This window comes from Sphingobacterium yanglingense, assembly GCF_004363245.1.
Classification (GTDB): Bacteria; Bacteroidota; Bacteroidia; order Sphingobacteriales; family Sphingobacteriaceae; genus Sphingobacterium; species Sphingobacterium yanglingense.
Window position 1 is genome coordinate 433865 of the sequence record NZ_SNYV01000013.1, and the last position, 16666, is coordinate 450530.

The 16666-nt window shown below is 42.3% G+C and carries 16 protein-coding genes; 14 read left to right on the forward strand and 2 right to left on the reverse strand.

Features of this window, described 5'->3' with window-relative positions:
- Window positions 1-676: 676 nt before the first annotated feature.
- Genes CLV99_RS10155 through CLV99_RS10165 form a run of 3 tightly spaced genes read left to right on the forward strand, consistent with a single transcriptional unit; the run spans window position 677 to window position 5900 of the window.
- On the forward strand, window positions 677-1321 hold the full coding sequence (locus CLV99_RS10155) for a TlpA family protein disulfide reductase (protein ID WP_133584392.1): 645 nt from the start codon (window positions 677-679) through the stop codon (window positions 1319-1321).
- A 2-nt stretch (window positions 1322-1323) separates the two neighbouring features.
- Window positions 1324-4530, forward strand: coding sequence for a SusC/RagA family TonB-linked outer membrane protein (locus tag CLV99_RS10160; RefSeq protein WP_133584393.1), 3207 nt, complete (start codon window positions 1324-1326; stop codon window positions 4528-4530).
- Between the two features lie 11 nt (window positions 4531-4541).
- Window positions 4542-5900, forward strand: coding sequence for a RagB/SusD family nutrient uptake outer membrane protein (locus CLV99_RS10165; RefSeq protein ID WP_133584394.1), 1359 nt, complete (start codon window positions 4542-4544; stop codon window positions 5898-5900).
- Window positions 5901-5965: 65 nt separating this feature from the next.
- Here the strand turns inward: CLV99_RS10165 and CLV99_RS10170 are convergent, their stop codons facing one another.
- Both CLV99_RS10170 and CLV99_RS10175 read right to left on the reverse strand, forming a co-directional pair.
- Window positions 5966-6364, reverse strand: coding sequence for a hypothetical protein (locus CLV99_RS10170; RefSeq protein WP_133584395.1), 399 nt, complete (start codon window positions 6362-6364; stop codon window positions 5966-5968).
- Between the two features lie 90 nt (window positions 6365-6454).
- Window positions 6455-7489 carry a helix-turn-helix domain-containing protein gene (locus tag CLV99_RS10175; RefSeq protein ID WP_133584396.1) on the reverse strand — a complete coding sequence of 345 codons (1035 nt, stop codon included), beginning with the start codon at window positions 7487-7489 and terminating at the stop codon, window positions 6455-6457.
- Between the two features lie 305 nt (window positions 7490-7794).
- Between CLV99_RS10175 and CLV99_RS23225 the strand changes: the two genes are divergently transcribed.
- The 11 genes from CLV99_RS23225 to CLV99_RS10225 all read left to right on the forward strand — a co-directional run bounded on the left by CLV99_RS23225 (window position 7795) and on the right by CLV99_RS10225 (window position 16066).
- On the forward strand, window positions 7795-7965 hold the full coding sequence (locus CLV99_RS23225) for a hypothetical protein (protein WP_162850090.1): 171 nt from the start codon (window positions 7795-7797) through the stop codon (window positions 7963-7965).
- Window positions 7966-8043: 78 nt separating this feature from the next.
- Entirely contained in the window at window positions 8044-9099 is a 1056-nt protein-coding gene (locus tag CLV99_RS10180) for a lysophospholipid acyltransferase family protein (protein ID WP_133584397.1), read from the forward strand.
- A 47-nt stretch (window positions 9100-9146) separates the two neighbouring features.
- Window positions 9147-10187 (forward strand): sensor histidine kinase, encoded by a 1041-nt coding sequence (locus tag CLV99_RS10185; protein WP_133584398.1) that lies wholly within the window; start codon window positions 9147-9149, stop codon window positions 10185-10187.
- A gap of 45 nt (window positions 10188-10232) precedes the next feature.
- Window positions 10233-10985, forward strand: coding sequence for a LytR/AlgR family response regulator transcription factor (locus CLV99_RS10190; protein ID WP_133584399.1), 753 nt, complete (start codon window positions 10233-10235; stop codon window positions 10983-10985).
- Between the two features lies 1 nt (window position 10986).
- Window positions 10987-11574 (forward strand): hypothetical protein, encoded by a 588-nt coding sequence (locus tag CLV99_RS10195; protein ID WP_133584400.1) that lies wholly within the window; start codon window positions 10987-10989, stop codon window positions 11572-11574.
- Window positions 11575-11729: 155 nt separating this feature from the next.
- A complete protein-coding gene (locus CLV99_RS10200) occupies window positions 11730-12020 on the forward strand; it encodes a hypothetical protein (protein WP_133584401.1) in 291 nt (96 codons plus the stop codon).
- Window positions 12021-12534: 514 nt separating this feature from the next.
- Window positions 12535-13122 carry a hypothetical protein gene (locus tag CLV99_RS10205; RefSeq protein WP_133584402.1) on the forward strand — a complete coding sequence of 196 codons (588 nt, stop codon included), beginning with the start codon at window positions 12535-12537 and terminating at the stop codon, window positions 13120-13122.
- 99 nt (window positions 13123-13221) lie between these two features.
- A complete protein-coding gene (locus CLV99_RS10210; RefSeq protein ID WP_133584403.1) occupies window positions 13222-13608 on the forward strand; it encodes a hypothetical protein in 387 nt (128 codons plus the stop codon).
- A 479-nt stretch (window positions 13609-14087) separates the two neighbouring features.
- Window positions 14088-14618 (forward strand): CHAP domain-containing protein, encoded by a 531-nt coding sequence (locus tag CLV99_RS10215; protein ID WP_246032733.1) that lies wholly within the window; start codon window positions 14088-14090, stop codon window positions 14616-14618.
- A gap of 139 nt (window positions 14619-14757) precedes the next feature.
- Complete coding sequence (locus tag CLV99_RS10220) at window positions 14758-15207, forward strand: hypothetical protein (protein ID WP_133584404.1); 450 nt, start codon at window positions 14758-14760, stop codon at window positions 15205-15207.
- 397 nt (window positions 15208-15604) lie between these two features.
- A complete protein-coding gene (locus CLV99_RS10225; protein WP_133584405.1) occupies window positions 15605-16066 on the forward strand; it encodes an Lrp/AsnC family transcriptional regulator in 462 nt (153 codons plus the stop codon).
- The last annotated feature ends 600 nt before the right edge of the window (window positions 16067-16666 follow it).

Sequence of the window (16666 nt, forward strand, 5' to 3'; positions counted from 1 at the left end):
TAAAATTTTCCTAATGGCCCTGACAGTATTAATTATATATAGATCTATGGATGAAATTTTTACCGGTTTTCTCATAATGGCATTAATCTCGGTATTGGTAATGTACTCTGATGAATGGAAATAAATTTGTATTAATGCAAATATTTGTTTATGTTTGTTTTATGAAATGATTTTTATAAAAATCAAGGCATTTGACTAAATAGAGTCTCGACAACAAATTCCGACAATTTGAAACAGAACGAGACAGTAGGAAAATGCCCGTGTAGATATTTTTGTACCTTTGGTGCAAGCTATAGCTCATGGGCTTCCTATTGTAAATCCGTTTCTGTAAGGCGTCGGAACCTTGTTGTACGGTGGATAGGAGCTCGCTATAGTAAACTTCTAACCCCCTAGGGACTCATAACATAAACAAGTTATGAGAAAACAAAGAGCAAAAAACATTATTAAGCCTCCTTAGTACTAAAGGGATAGAAGTCATTATTCGTGGCTTTATGAGTCGAGTGCCAATTATAAAACGCTAAATTCCTATATAAACCAATTCTGCACTAAACGACTTTATCAGTTTACTTTTTTTATTTAAAAATGTGTGGCCTGATCGAGGATTAGGTACGGTTGGTTATTGATAGAAGTAACGCTCTGACCCGCCCTCATTAGGTCACACATAATGAATCCAAAAATGAAGAATTTTAATGGGGCTGGAAAAGAACTGCCTAAAGTGCAAATCTGCGCCTACGTAATAAAGCATATTGCTTACAGCCTATGGCCTAAAGCATGTTTAATAATATTCTGTGTGTTGTTTAGTTGGTCTTTGGTTTCTCCTGCTTTCGGGCAGGAGGACAAAGGCCTTAATGAGGTGCAGCCATTACGCATCGGACAGCGTATACCCGATGAATTCTGGGCGAAAGAACACCTGTTTTTTATCAATGGCGATACCATACGCGGTACACTAGAAGAACATAAAGGTAAAATGTTAGTATTGGATTTTTGGTCTTCAGGATGTGCACCTTGTCTTTTGCATCAAAAAGAAATCGAACATTTTAAAGCAATGTATCCTAATGAATTGGCTGTGGTTATGGTCAACAGTAAGAAAACTCGCGAGAAGTATGATGTGCTAGTTAAGCACATTAATAATGGACGATTCGCAAAAGCTGGAATGCACGGTTTAATCTCCATTATTGAAGACACCTATTTGGAAAATATGTTTTCTTATTACTGTTTTCCCAGCTATTTCTGGATTAATGAAAGTGGTGTTTTGCAGACTCATACCTTCCGTAATCTTTTGGATCGGGAATATGTACCACCTTTCCTTTTAAAGAAATAACTATGAAGATATTTCTATTTATAGTATGTGTGCTGATCGGTATCAGCGCACATGCACAAACGATACTGCGCGGAAAAGTAGTAGATACGCTTGATAACGGTCTGGAAGGTGTATCGATCCATACCGACAATAACGGGTCGCTCGCCAAGACCAATGAACAAGGTGAGTTTGAGATTCTGTCAAATTCAACACGCGGCACCCTGGTCTTTCGCCATATAGGTTACCAACAGATGACAAGGCGATTTGATGGAGCAGATAATAGCATCCGTGTGGTCATGTATTCCACAAAGACACAGATCGATGCTGTAGAAGTGGTCAGTACAGGGTATCAGTTCATTCCTAAAGAGCGTTCGACAGGCAGTTTTGAGCATATCGACAATAAAATGTTCAATACACGTACAGGGAGCAATGTGCTGGAGCGTATAGAAGGACTGGTACCGGGCTTACAGTTTGATAATCGTAAAGGTAGTGGGAGTGCCGAGATCAATATCCGGGGGATCAATACCTTGTCACAGTTCATGACAGGACCGCTTATTGTCGTAGATAACTTCCCTTATCAAGGCGATATCAACAACATCAATCCAAATGATGTAGAGTCTGTGACTATTCTCAAGGATGCGGCGGCTTCGTCGATATGGGGTGCACGGGCGGGCAATGGCGTGATTGTTATCACGACCAAGAAGGCCGTAAGCGCTGATAAAGCAGCATTGGAATACAGCTCGACGCTGAACTCCCCAGCCAAGCCAAATCTTATGTACTATCCCCATATGTCGGCCTCGGATTTTATGGAGGTCGAACAGTTTTTGTTTAATAATAAGCATTATGACGCCGCCTATTTCGGCAATGATCGAATCAGGAATAATACGGTATTCTCACCTTATGTAGACATGCTGTACCAGGAGAAGGTAGGAACTGTCGATCACTCCGATGTGGACCGTTTTGTAGCGCAATCCCGCGTTACGGATTATCGCCGCGAAATGATGGATATCTTCTACCGCGCACCTATAGAACAGCAGCATTTTCTTGCTTTCAGCAACCGCTCATCGAGGATGTCCAATCGCATCACCATCGGTTATGATAGAAAGCTAGGGGATAAGTTGGGAATGAAAAATGACAGGATCAATATACGCACCGTTACAGGGTTAAATATTCATCCCAAACTGTCTGCGGAAGCTAGGCTAGCCTTTAATGAGGGCAATAGCGAGGCTTATGCCGATCTGATGAGCCATAGTTATATCATAGGCGGGGGAAAGATTTCACTATATCCTTATGCTCGTTTTCGTGATGGGAGCGGTAATGCGCTACCGATCGCAAATAGCTATAATCTGGAGTATATAATGGGGCTTACGGATAGGCCTTTGTTGGATTGGGGGTACTATCCTGCAAATGAGATAGGTAATTCGTTGTCTTCTGTGGCCAGAAGGCATATCAATGCACAGTTTCTAATGGATTACAGACCCTTGGAAGGGTTGGCGCTTAATCTGCATTACAATATGGAGAACGAGTCCAGTGATTCCGAAATGCTCTACCGGAAAGATTCATTCTATACCCGCAATCTGATTAACCGATTTACCCAAGTAAATGGAGCTCAGGTAAAGCATATTATGCCGATGGGGGCCATCAGAAACTCGACAATAACTGACATGCAAAGCCATTCCTTACGGGCACAGGCGAATTACCGCAGGACACTTTTTGACAATCACGAGGTGGTGGGACTATTAGGCGCTGAGGTATTCGCAAATAATACGAAGGGTAAAGGTTTTTCGGTCTATGGATACGACGAAGACCTGATGACCAGCCAGGTAGTCGATCTGGTCAATGCCTATCCCATATACGATGGGCTGGCTGGCAACAGCCGAATTCCAAACAGTGGTGGCCAATCGCTGTATTTGAGACGTATGGTCTCCTTCTACGGAAATATGGGCTACACCTACAAAGAACGTTACGGCTTCAGCTTTTCGGCACGAAAAGATGCATCCAACCTGTTCGGAGTCAAGACCAATGACAAATGGAATCCGCTATGGTCTGCGGGAGCAAGCTGGACCTTAAGCAAAGAGCCCTTTTTGCATAACGAACTATGGCTGACAAACCTACGTGCAAGGGCTACTTATGGGCACAGCGGCAATTCGGGAGGAGTAGCGAATACGCTGCCAATAATAGCACATACCACTGCTGCAGCATCCGCTATCACCCAGTTACCAAGAGCGCTAATCCGAGTGCTATCTAATCCTACGCTGCGATGGGAGGATGTCCGGACGATCAATATGGGGATAGACTTTGGCCTTTGGAACAATGTGCTGAATGGCTCTATAGAGGCCTATGATAAGAAATCTACCGATCTTCTGTCCAATGACAGAATGGATATTACTACGGGGTATTCAACTATTACCCGCAATGTGGCCGAACTAAGAGGAAGAGGAATAGATGTTAAACTCACCAGTAGTTATACACTAGGTAATGTGTCAGGTAGAAGCAGTGCCAACTTTTCGTACAGCCGCACAGTCGTCAAAAAGTTCTATGGGACAAATTTTAACGGGCAGAACTATGTGCAGCGTGCAGGACGGTCGATCAACCCAGTGCTGGATAAGGAAATATATCCGGTATTCTCCTACAAGTTCGCAGGTCTTGACCCTACCAATGGGGATCCTCAAGGATACCTGAATGGGGAAGTAACAAAGCAGTATAGCAGTTTGATCAAAGATAGTATTCAGAATCTAGCATATCATGGTACCGCACTACCGCCTTATTATGGATCATTCATGCAGGAGATCAGTTGGAAAAAAATAAGATTTTCATTCTTACTTTCCTACAAATTTGGGCACTACTTTCAAAAAAGTACGATCAATTATCAAGATCTTTTCAACTCGTGGATCGGCCATCAGGACTACAGTAGACGCTGGCAGAAGTCTGGCGATGAGCTTCATACCGATGTTCCATCATTAGAATATCCCATCAGCACAAATCGCGATCTGTTTTATAGTAATTCATCTCCTCATATTCTAGACGGGGCACTCTTGCGACTACAGGACATTGGTCTGGACTATACCGCAAAAGCACGGCTGTTTCGTCAGCAGGTACAGGTGAATTTCTATATAAAGGCAAACAATCTCGGTATCCTTTGGAGAGCTAATCGATTTGGGTTGGATCCTGATTATTACGATTTGCCATCTGCTAGACGGTATTCTGTCGGTTTAAATATTAATCTTTAAAAGCTGGTGAAATGAAGAGTATAATAAAATTAATACCCGTTCTTGGGTTGTCTGTATGGCTATATAGTTGTGCAAATTTTCTGGATGCCAAACCTGATAATACCCTTGCGCATCCCAGTACACTGAAGGATTTGCGGGCTATTCTGGATAATGAAAATGCCGTTAATGATGTATACCCCAGTACGCTGGCTATGGCATCAGACGAGTTTTATATGACCTATAAGGGATATGCACAGATGACGCAACGGATTCAGGATATTTATATTTGGGAAGATCAGGGGATAGATGCCGGTTGGACTACATCTTATAAAGCCATCAGCCTGGCAAATGTCGTATTGGAAGCATTAGAGCGTATCAAAGGTGGTGACCAGCGTTTACGGAATCAACTCGAAGGAGAGGCGTTGTTCTTACGGGGATGGATGTTCTTTCATCTGGCACAGATCTATTGCCCACATTTTTCGATACACGATACCGGCGAAGGCTTAGGCATAGTGTTGCGCATGGATTCGTCGTCCGAAGTGAAGATTGGGCGCTCAAGTTTGAAAGAAACGTATAGGCAGATCTTCGGAGACCTCAACCGGGCATTGGAACTGCTGCCCGAAGAATCCGAATACATCACGAGGCCCGCAAAATTGGCCTGTTATGGAGCGTTGGCGCGCGCATATCTGACTGTAGAAGATTTTGTTGCCGCCGAAGAAATGGTAGATAAGCTGTTGAAACGGAAAGATGAGCTTTGGGATTATAACACGGTCAGTGGTGTCGGATTATACCCATTTGTATTAGCGGATAATATAGAGTTGATATATTATGGTCGGGCAGCATCGACCGGAGAATTTATATACAATCCAAATACCTACATAGACCCTGCTTTGTATAGCCTATATGAAGAGCATGACCTGCGGAAGAATCTATACTACACAGCTGGGGCAGAGGGGATGAAGTTTCGCGGTTATTACCATGGCAAGCTGGCTGACTATTTTGGAGGGATTGGCATGGATGAAATGTACCTGATCAAGGCCGAATGTGCAGCAAGACGTGAGGATACCCCGACTGGACTAAGGTATTTAAATACCCTTTTGCAGCATCGTTATAATTCCGATTATTTTAACAGTTTGACCATATTGGATAGCGATATCCTGTTGCGTAGGACACTTGAAGAACGGAGGAAGCAATTGGTCTGTAGGGGATTGAGATGGCAGGATTTGAGACGTCTGAATAGAACGAAGAGTCTAGAGACAACAATCCATAGAGAGATGGAAATAGATGGGGAATTAAAGGTTTATACCCTGGAACCTAATAGCCTTAGGTATGTGTTCTTAATTCCTTACTTAGCGACAGAGATGGGGCATTACGAGCAAAATCCGCGGTAGTTCGTTTGTTTGTTTAATGGACTGCCAGCATACTATGTATAAAGAATACGGGCAGTCCATTTTTTTTAATTTGGCCTAAAATCCTTAACCGTAGTGTTTAGAATAGGCTCTTCTGCTTCTGGATCCGTTAATGAAGCCAGAGATTCCTGGATCTCTTCTCCCACAGTAGAGCTTCCCGCAGGAGCAGTCATGATAGGTCTGCCCAGTGCATCTACGGGTGCCTCGATCTGGCAGATCGTCTGCTGAGGTAATCCACAAGGCTTGTTCGGGTCCGGATTTGGACTGTAATGATCCGGATTTAGTGGATTTGTCCCTACAAAATAGAGTGTTTCGGTAGCTGCCGGAGCCTCTATCTTAACGGTTTCCTTTTTCATTACTTCTTTCGCAATTGCAATCGTGCCGACGGCAATGAAAGTCATCATTAAAGTGAATAGTAATGTCTTCACTGTTTTGTTTTTTGTCATAACATCTGTTATAAAATAAATTCCCTTTAACCTTCACCTTGAAGATTATAGACCAAAGGTAGTCCAGGCATTGCTCACGGAGTGGCTTGGCTAGCTACCTGCCGATGGATTAGTTAGCCCCTCGTCAGCATCTAATCCTTGTATATAGGCTTGTGCCGTGATACCCGTTTGCTTTTTGAAAAAATGGCAGAAAGCCCCTAGCGAATTGTAACCACAGTCATAAGCTACCGCGCTGATGCTTGTCCCAAGCGCAAGCAACAGCTTCGATTTTTCCAATAAGAGATCATTCTTGTAACTGCTTAGCGACTGCTTGTACTGCGCAAGAAAGGCGCGCTTGATATACGACATGCTCAGTTGTAGATCTTCGCCAAGTTGGCTCAGTCTGAATTCCTGCCCCTCTTGCGCTACATATTGCTGGAGGAGTTTCTGCACTTTCTCTGCAACCAGTTTGCCTGCACTGCTCATCTCGTATTCTTCCAGCACTTTATCCCTGGAGATCAGCAGCAGCTCCGTCAGCCCGTCCAATACAAACCGCTCGGTATTGAGCTGCCCACTCTCCAGATGGGTCAGTAGATATTGGATCCGCGCTTTTGTCCGCGGCCCGACCCGAAAATCGATGCTGTACTGGGGTTCGGTCGCTTCCCTTCGGTAGGCCTCAATCAGTGCATGCAGAAATCGAAACGGCCGCTCGTTGCCCTGTCGGAACAGCTGCCCGTCAAAGTAAAATCCAAATAGCTGGGTGTAGCTCTCCGGTACCGACAGGTAATAACGTTCCTCGGGTAGATACAGATAGCGGGCACGCCCCGGTGCTATCGTGCAGATAGGATGTTGTAAGGCATCCAGTAGATAGATTTCCTCCTGTCCGTCCATGAGGTAGAGTACATGCAGGTCGGCCATATCGACCTGTATGGTAAATGAAACGGGTTCTTCTAGCCAGAGGTCATGACTATACAGATAGCCATAGTGGCCGTCAAACTCCTGCTCGATAGCTTCGGCTTCACCATTTACAAAATAGGAGCAGTCTGCATGCCGGATCGAAAGCCTGGGGCGTGGATGGTTTAGTGCCTTGGATGCTACCGCCGCACCAAAGTAATCCGATAATTCGTAATGTAATGTCTTTTTCATCAATTGGTTGGTTTACGAGTGGCATTAATAAATCGGCTAAAGAAAGGGTTTGTACCATACCTGTCAAGAGACAGGGGTGACATCATAGAATCTGGTTTTGAGATTGCTTTCGTTAGCATCATTTAGCTAAGGATTTTAAGCGTAACAGGGGGTGACAATAATTTTCATCGCCACAATCAACGCGTTCATCCCTGGTCAGGGCCTATCTATCGTTTTTTTCTTATTTGTGAAGAGACCTGCTTACGTTTGGATATACATAGACAAGTAGGGCGCCCCCTTGTATGGTTTTACTAAACAACAATATTATGAACACAACACTCAAAATTGCTGTGCAGACACAACCTGCAAAAAAAGTATTGGCATCGGCTTTACGACGCAAAGCGCACCCGGTACCCGGTATTAATACACCTATTTTTCAGAATGGAAGGCGACCTAGTCCCTGTGATGTCATATTTCCTGGGTTGGATTTGCTATAACAGATAGAAGGCATTTGCCGTGGGGGCGTTCTTTACGCCCACGGCATTTGCTTAAACCTTACTTTTTTATTTAAAATTATGGATCCACAACACCATTATTGGGCGGAGCTACAGCGCATCCAGACCAATTTAGAGTCCGACAATATAAAATGGGATATCGACACGATAAGCACCTTTACTTTCATGAGCGCCAATTTAAGCCATTTTCTACCTATGTTGAAGTTGAATACACAGAAGAAAATTTTTAGTCGGGCACGCACGCAGCAATGGCTCAATGCAATGGACGTAACGCTGTTTGCAGGCACATATCCTTGGCGTATTCAGGGATGGAACGATTTTAGAAAGCGACTCATAGTGCAGCCCGGTATCATTGCTTCCTTTCATTTTGGGGCTTATCAACTGATCTGCTATCTAATGGTCAAAGCCAAAATCCCGTTTGCCCTGCTGGTCGCCGCAACGGTCAAGGACGATTGGACCACGCGTAACGCGGTACTTCTCGAAGCGCTCGAAGAGGCACGTGCCGAAGGTCGTTTTGTACTACTCGATGCCAATAGCCCCGCCGCTCTACGCCAGTTATATAGCTTGCCGAAGCAAGGATTTCAAATCCTCATATTTGCCGATGGACTCGAGACTGTGGTCGGCAAGGATAGCCCATCCTTAGAAAGCATATCGTTTCTAGGTCAGAATATCGCAGTAGGTCGCGGAGTGGCCCAGCTCGCACATACCTTGCAGCTACCGATATATCCAATGATAGCGCATAGAAAGAACAAATCCGTGCAGTTAGAGACTTTGCCTACCATGTTTTCAATAGCCAATACGGATCGGAGGATCTTTGCTACAGCAGTCCTCAATAAACTCTTTGGTTGGTTTGCAACTTTCGTCATCCGATCGCCCGAGCAATGGACACTATGGAGCCATATTCATGTACTGCGAGGCGACGAGAAATTAGCATTGGGCGTATGGTATACACAGGAATCAGACTCTTTTAAAGATTCAGCGAAGTATGGTATTTTTAAAATGGGGGATTACTGTTATGTGTTGCGAAAAAAGGACATGAAATGTTTTTCGATAAGCAAAGCGGAATTTGAAACTTTAGCGCAGCAATGGTATACGGATCATACTGTAATTCGATAAATGCAACTTAATTTGTATTTTGGGAAGATAAACTTAAGTTGCTACCTATGCAAAGTAAAATCTTCTTGGAAGAAAACGCCAAAATACAATTATGGGGTTGGCCGATATACTTTTTACTAGTACTCTTGATCAATCATCATGTAAGACCCGAGAAAACATTCATAGACCAATTAGTAGCCTGCGGCTTGTTTTTTCTGGCGTTCAACGGATGTATTTTAATTCTGTACTTGGTCATGATGAAAAAATGGATCTGGAAATCTGTGCTCTTGGTGATCCTACTTTACCTGTTGATGACCGAATCCATCCATTTCATGGGCGGGGTGTGGATCGATCTCAAAGAGGATATCCATTCGAATGAAACGGAAACTTATTATTGGAATATGTTGAACAAATATATTGGGGCGTGGACAATGGCTGCTGTGTTGGTATTTCACATCAAGGCCACGATTAATGCAAGGCTTAGAGAAGAGGAAGCCCGCTTGCGGCATGCCAAAGAAATAGAAGCCAAGGAAATGGAGTTTGCTTTTAGAACCTTACAGAACAATCCACATTTCTTGATGAATGTATTGACCAACTTAAAGCAGCGGGCGGCGCAGGTTTTACCCGACGTCGCCGAACATATCGGACAGACAGCGACTTTAGTCACCTACCAGCTTTCAGCATCCAATGAGGGTACAAAGCAGGTATTGCTCTATAAAGAAATAAATGCTTTGCAGCTTTATTTGGCCTTAGAACGCAGCCGGTTTACAGAATGCTTTGTAGATTTCGAGATTACCGGCAAGGCCTCACACCACAAAATGGTACCGACGACCTTGATTACGTTAGTTGAGAATGCATTTAAGTATGGGCTGTATACCGATTCGTACAATCCCATTAAGATTAGACTAGACATAACGGAAGATCAGATTGTATTCCAATGTACCAATACCATAGATCAATCAAAGCAGGATAGACCATCAATGGGGTTGGGGCATAAGATAATGCGCACCCGCCTTGATTTTGTCTACGGGGAGAGATATAGCTTTGAGGCTTCAAAGACGGAACGGAACAAGTACCATGTTAAACTGATCATAGAGCAGAAACAATAAAGTTTAGATATTCCATATGACAGATAAAAAACAAATTATAGACATATGAAGCGATTAAAATGTTTGGTGGCAGATGATGAACAGATGGCGGTAGACGCCATGAAAGATTTAATTAATAGACGCCACGATCTGGTATGCACGGATACAACGACGGATGCCCGTCAGGTTGTCGACCTTGTCGAAAAGCACCGCATTGAATTGGTCTTTTTAGACCTCCATATGCCGCATGTTCACGGCATTGATTTAATAGAACAGCTACGCGGACGCGCTGAAATTATCTGTTGCTCAGCAGACCAGCTCTATGGGGAGAAGCTCTTTATGTTAGGCGTGGCATTCTACCTCTTTAAACCCATACAAGAAGAGAAATTTGCAACTGCCATCGAAAGGGTATGGGAGATAAGAGCTACGAAAACAAAGGAAGATTATGCCAACAGGGTGGTTCCGCTGGATCTGCATCAAAATATAATGCTTAAAAAGACGGATGGCAAACATATAAGTATCGAACTGATAGATATGGAATGTATAGAGTCCAGTGGCGACAATTGTATAATAACCCATACCGATGGTAAGGACGAAGTTTGCTACGGGTTAGGATTGTTCGAAAAGCTACTTCCGGCCAAAAACTTTATTAGGGTGCACAAAGGGTTTATGGTAGCTTTTAAAAACATCCGCGATATTGATTATACGAATGGCATCATCAAGCTTCGTAATTCATCGGGAACAACAATACCCATAGGGCCCACATACAGGAAGAAGGTGAGAGAAGTATTTGTTGGAAAAGAATTAAAAAACATATGATATGGAAAATGGTACCTTACAAAAATCCTATCAGGAGCTATGGAGCGCTTTCCTTCATTTGCAGGGGCATGATATTCCGCAAGAGGAACAGAAGACCAGGTTAGCGCATTTTAATAAGGAGATCTTAGAATTTTCGGCGCAGTTTGAACAGTTTTTGCAGCAGTTATTTCAAGAGATCACCGTACGCGCTGGCATGCAGGAGGCTATAGATCTTTCATTACTTAAGTCTGAGGCCTATGAAGCTTTTTTTAAAGATCAGCTCCAGTTTTACAGGCAATGGCTCAATCACTTTGATCAGCTTTTGACGCACGCCTCTGGTAAGTGTACCATGGGGCTCACAAGTCGTCAGGTGTTGCTATTTCTAAGGCTGGCGCGTGATATGGAGCTGCTGTCCGAAAAGCAGCTGAAACCCTATTTCTACTTTTTAAGGGCTAATTTCCGTACCACATATCAGGAGTCACTATCCTATGAAAGCATTCGTAAAAAATACAGCCAACTGGATGAACGTACCCTAAAAGACGTCAAACATCTGCTGGAAAAAATGCTGATCAAGCTATCTGCATACAAGACGACAGCATTGAAAAAATAATCGCACTAAATAAACCGTTAACCAATTTGATAAATCGCTTCGCGAATGGAGTTTGGAATGTATATTATTAGTTTTTACAATGATGGAATATAGCTTGCAGAAAGGGTGACAATATACATCAGCTGGTGGGATAGAAGCACATAATATCTTACCCTATGGAACAATTATTACACGTACTGATTCAACAACAGAAAAAGCACATCAAACTAAACAAAAATCAAAACAAACTCATCACGATGTTAATCGCCGTATTGAAGCCTACGGACAAAGAAAGGTTAAAGAGCACCATAATGGACAATGCCGACCTAAAAGAAATCTTCAAAGTGGCCGACACCAAGTTCTACCGTATCAAAAAACTTTTTCGCACTTACGAACTGGACACCAAGGACTATTATCTTGCCGATGAAATTCTTGAAGTAATGAAAAAGAATGAGCGCGGTGGGTGACAAAGAAGACACCGGTACAACAAGATGCTAGAGATGGCGTACTTCGGTACGCCTTATTAGGGCTTGCCCCAAGCGCGACCCAATAAACTTCTAAGCAACACACAACGATCAGCCTAGCCCAACCCAAGCGCGACCCTAGGATAAGCCTAGCTTCACACAAGAAGAACCCAAGGTAGATACAAGGACAGGCCTAGCTAGACCCAACGATTAGACTTCGACGAGACTATCTATATACGGCTTATACACAACAAACAGACAAGAAGCAAACAACAAAGCAACAAGACAGCTTTAGGGATTTTTTAGTTATATCCGGTCCAACGCACTATTTTTCATAATCGGATGCACTTCCTTTTTCTTCCTAATTCATCTTATTCCTTCCTAATCCTTCGCAAGGGTTTGGTAGCCATTGTTTTATAGGTTTTTGTTTAAACCTTTGTCATGTAATCGATGACGGAAGGCGCCCCGGAACAGCATTACACAAACAGATTTTTTAATAAAATTAAATTTAACAGAAATGGCAAAGTCAAGAGACAACGTAGTGATGCAGGGAGCATCAGGAAAAATCGGAAGAAACCTAGTGTTTCGTCAAAAAGGTGATCAGACGATCATCGCGAAGACACCGCGTAAAGTAACCGGCCGCATCGCGACCGAAAAGCAAAAAGCGGTGCAGATTAGATTTTACGATGCATCGCAATATGCAAAGCGTGCAATGCTCGATCCCTTATTAAAAGAGGCATATGCCGCGAAGGCAAACATCAATCAAAGTGCGTACAATGTCGCGTTTAAGGATCACTTTAACGATCCCGAAGTACGCAGATTGGACGATCGGGCCTACAAAGGAGAAATCGGAGATATCATAAATATTAATATTAAAGATATCATGAAGGTAACAGAAGTCAGTGTGGAGATTCTGGATCAAAGTAACACACCCGTAGAATCAGGATTGGCAATACCTACCGATAGTTCCAATTCAGAGTGGACCTATACAGCCACAGCGGCAAATGTTGATTATGTAAATGCAAAGTTTAACATCACGATGCTCGATACACCAAAGAAAATTACGACGGTGCAAAAGGCATATGGTGAAGACATGAATCCGTAATTAAGCCGTAAAAACAGGGGCGGAGCTAGACTCCGTCCCTTTATAACCTTATAACAGTCATAACCTTCATAACCTTCTCAACCCTATAAACAAAATATCATGCAAACAATAACAATCAATCCCTCATGGCTGGCCCAGGGCTGGTCAGAGGAACTAACACTCAAGCAAAAGCTATTCTTTGGCTTACTGTTTATCATCATCGGTTGGATTATGCTGTCTACTGTACTGCAGCTTCTTGATCCAGCAGTTGGGGTACTGGACTTCGGGACACTTACCTTGCTGGTATTCGGGCTACTCGTCGGCTGGCTAGCAGTGTACATCAGCATTTGGCTGCAAGAACTCTTGTGGCATCCGTTTAAATACTTCAGACAACAATTCGATAATCATTTTAATCAATTAACATCATGGCAACGGTGTATTCTTTATTTCTCGGTCTTCTTTTTACTGTTATATGCAGTTATAATGGGGATGGAAGTGGTGTTTTAATATCTAGTTTTAAAAGTTTATTTATTCCCATCAGTTCCCATCCGTCATCTCGATTGGAGCGTAGCGAAACAGAGAGATCTAAAGACTTTGCAGGTATCAATAATAATAGCTTTTTATTCTCGCTCAAGCCGCGAGGGGCTCATCTTTATTCCTTGATGAATAAAGAAGCAAACAAATCAAGACTTGGGCAATACGACGCTAAATATTTCTTGACAGGTCTAAACATCTCGGAGCCGTTACACTTCGCTCCACTTCATCGATATGTTTTTAACGACCATCAAAAAATATTTTTAACGCTGTATCGCCTTAGGTCGTTGGACGACGAAAAATCGAGAACTCAAACGGTCTCGCAACCTAGGCCAATTTATTCCGGTATTGCTAGTAGAACCGCTTTTTTATATAATTCTAGTAGCCCCTCACAATTACTCCATTTATCGCCTGCAAAATTTTTGACAATTGCAGTGGGATGCACCTCCTTTGTGTCAAAAGTTTTAAGCGATGAGTTTTTTGCCTCCTTTTTTGCGGAAAAAAAGGAGGAGCCCCGCCACGGCTCGAGTGGCATAAGAGCTAATCATTCTGGCAAAGAGGACAAAAGAAATTTAATAATACAAATAGCAAGCAAAGAACTTGGAACCCACGAAGCTACCAGTAACAACGACGGGCCACGAATAGAACAATACCTCCGCTATACAAACCTTGGTAAAGGCTATGAATGGTGCGCTGCCTTCGTAAGCTGGGTTTACGGACAGGCTGGATTATTACAGCCCCGCAACCCATGGTCTCCCGCCTTATTTCCCAAAGCACGGCAGATTGACAAAGTCAAAGCAATGCCAGCAGATGTCTTCGGGATTTATGGTGTCAAAGCCAAACGGATTAATCACGTAGGTCTGGTCAAAAAAATGTCTAAGGACTACCTGGTCACCATCGAAGGAAATAGCAACGATAGGGTAGAGTGCAGGCGACGGCATCTACGGACAATCTATGCAATAGCCAATTGGGTTAATGAGTGACAAGTGACTAGTAACTAGTAATGTGTGACCGGTAATCAGCGAACAACTTTGTCACTCCGTCACTGATCACTCCGTCACCCTGAGCGGAGTCGAAGGGTCTATGAACCATACAGGAATACATATTAAACATGCACTGGATATGAACAAAATAATCATAAGCTTTTGCGTCCTCGCAATTTGCTACGGATGCAAAGTAAACAAAGAAAAAAGTGAGCGGCTGCTGGAAGACAGGCAGACGCAAAGCAGACTGGAGACCAGTACCTCATGGCTACAGTTCAACAATTTGGACAGCACACATCGGTATTGGTACTACACAGGGGATAGCACTTTCTTTTTTCATCCCGATTTTGGACTGTGGGGGCATTCCGGTCAGATTACTTATATAGAGCAAAAAAGATCCGAGACAAATAGAAAGCAGCTGTTAAGCCAATACGATAGCCTTAGCACAGTGAAGGCTAAGATACAACTCGATAGCTATAAAATATGGACGAGCTATCTTATGCGCAACTGGATTTGGTTCTTGCTGTTACCTATACTGACAGCGGTTTATTGGATGTATAAAAAACTAAAGAAGGCAGCTCGCTTATAGTCAGGAGGTTTAACCCTTTGTATTAATCTGTCTGAAAAAAACACATCACGAACGCAATCGATTGCGTTAATTCTGATGAAATTGAGTTAATTTTAGTCATTTTATAGATATTTTACTGAATATTGGTTGTACTGTTGTTGTTTTTTAGATTATTGGAGATTTTTGTTGAATAATATCTTGTTTCCAATGAAGTCACTGTCGCCATAAATTATGGAACCAATAAAGTCGGGTAAAATATATAAACTCACCCTCTATCCCGATTGCAAAAAAACGGGAGAAAAACGGGTACTCATACTAGAGCAAAGAAGTAACCGGATATTTCAATCTGTTGATGCGGATAGCAAGATTTTTTTGAAATTAAAACCATTCAATAGTTGAAATTAGATTTTCCTTAAGTATGAATTTAGATCAGACAGACATAAAGCTACTAAGGTTGGTTCAGGAAAATGGAACGCTAAGTAATAAAGATCTTGCGTTGAAAGTTAACAAGTCAATTACTTCCGTTTATGATCGCCTACGTAGACTGAAAGAAAATGGTTATATTACTAGGGTTGTTGCGATTTTAGATAGACAAAAAGTTGGTCTAGGATTAGTGTCTTTTTCACAGGTATTCCTATTAGATCATAGAACTGGATCGATTAAGAAATTTGAAGAAAGTGTTGCAGCGTTTGATGAGGTGATGGAATGTTTTCAGATGTCAGGCTCTTACGACTTCCTTCTACGCGTGGTAACATCGGACATGGAAGAGTACCATAAGTTTTTGAGGAATAAATTGTCGACACTAGCAAATGTAGATAAAGTCCAGACTTTTTTTGTGCTTTCTGAAGCTAAATCCGAAACAGTATATCCTGTGCTGTAACAGAAAGTTTTTCCTTTTATGCAAAAGCGTCCTTAGGTTGGGAACCTCGGACGCTTTAAACTAACCAATTATAAACCTAAAATCTTTCAGTTTTGAAACTTGATTTTATACAGCAAATATACAGATTGAGTTTTTTTTAATTAAGCGAAGTTTAAACTTCCGAATATTTTGTTATTTAATCTTCTTTCAATGTGAAATTTCGATAGCTATCCTTCCTATAATATAATGAGCCGAAAATTATTCTTTTATTATACATTTTCTGTTCCATTGGTATTGCTGTTGTCGATGATGCGGTTCAATAATATTGACCGGTTTTCGTCATCGCTTTATTCAATTCTTTCATCCCTTTCGCCCATTAATGATTAATTTATTGAGGATATCTTGTTCACTATGCTTTTTTGCTAATATTTGACCTGTATCGATATCTTTTGGTCATTATAATGAAAGAATATTTGCGTTTTTCGATAAAAGAATATGACATTCTTTTTAGATTCTTTATCGCGCTCCTAGGTATTGATAAAAAAGAACTGTAACTTATCATTGGTCGAGTATTTCTTACGTGTAGCATGCATCCCTAGAAATGATATTTCGGCAGCTTCT